Below are 741 nucleotides of genomic sequence, written 5' to 3'. Positions count from 1 at the left end.
TGGTGCAGTTGACTCAGTCCTTTATTTCTCTCTACAGGAATCTCACTAGCACAAGATGAAGCTGACATTCGCTCTCATTCTTGCACTCCAAGTGTCAGTGTGTGTCTGGGCACAGGAATGGCCCGTTCCTGACAAGGAGTTAGTGGATAAATATGACGGACTGAGGACAGTTTTCATCAAGAGGCTTGTCAATGCTTGGGAAAAGATCAAAACTGCAGTTGAGCCAGCACTAGAGGGCTCACCAACAGCAGGCAGTCTGAAGGATGTTGTTGAGGAACTGAAGAAAAGCCCAAGAGTGGAGAGCTTCATCAAAATCGCTGGTGGTTTGGCCTCTGAACTCGAACCAGTTGTGGACAAAGCTCGCCTGAATGCTCTCGGTGTTTACGGCCATTACTTCAGACCCTATGTTGGTGCGTACCTGGACAGTGCCATCAACAACGTCAAGCCCGTGCTGGACACCGTACTGCCCCAGGGAAATTAAGAGTCTTGTTGACTCCCTCAACCATGTATTTTCATTACTTTAATTATGGATACCAATCTGACAGCTGTGTGTCCATTCGTTATGTCAGTACAGTTAGTTTTTGCATGTATATACTGTATCTGTGTCTTTGATACTGTCCTGTTCAGAGCAGGAAAATAACATCCCGTCCAGCATTAATAGAGTTTGAATTATGTGATTTTGTGTTCCTCATGAAGAAAAAGCAAGACTCATACAAAATAAAAAAGCCTCTTGATATTGCA

Annotated in this window: 1 protein-coding gene; it reads left to right on the top strand. The window is 44.4% G+C overall.

The window, feature by feature from the left end; translation table 11 throughout:
- The first annotated feature begins 55 nt into the window (after positions 1–55).
- Positions 56–481 (top strand): hypothetical protein, encoded by a 426-nt coding sequence (locus IEY34_RS38290; RefSeq protein WP_188827478.1) that lies wholly within the window; start codon positions 56–58, stop codon positions 479–481.
- Positions 482–741 lie beyond the last annotated feature (260 nt).

This window comes from Paenibacillus marchantiophytorum, from assembly GCF_014640555.1.
Lineage (GTDB): Bacteria > Bacillota > Bacilli > Paenibacillales > NBRC-103111 > Paenibacillus_E > Paenibacillus_E marchantiophytorum.
This window is presented reverse-complemented; position numbering and strand designations above follow the sequence as displayed.

What these genes read in the sequence shown, in the direction of transcription:
- IEY34_RS38290 (WP_188827478.1), top strand. Translation starts at nt 56, where the DNA reads ATGAAGCTGACATTCGCTCTCATTCTTGCACTCCAAGTGTCAGTGTGT.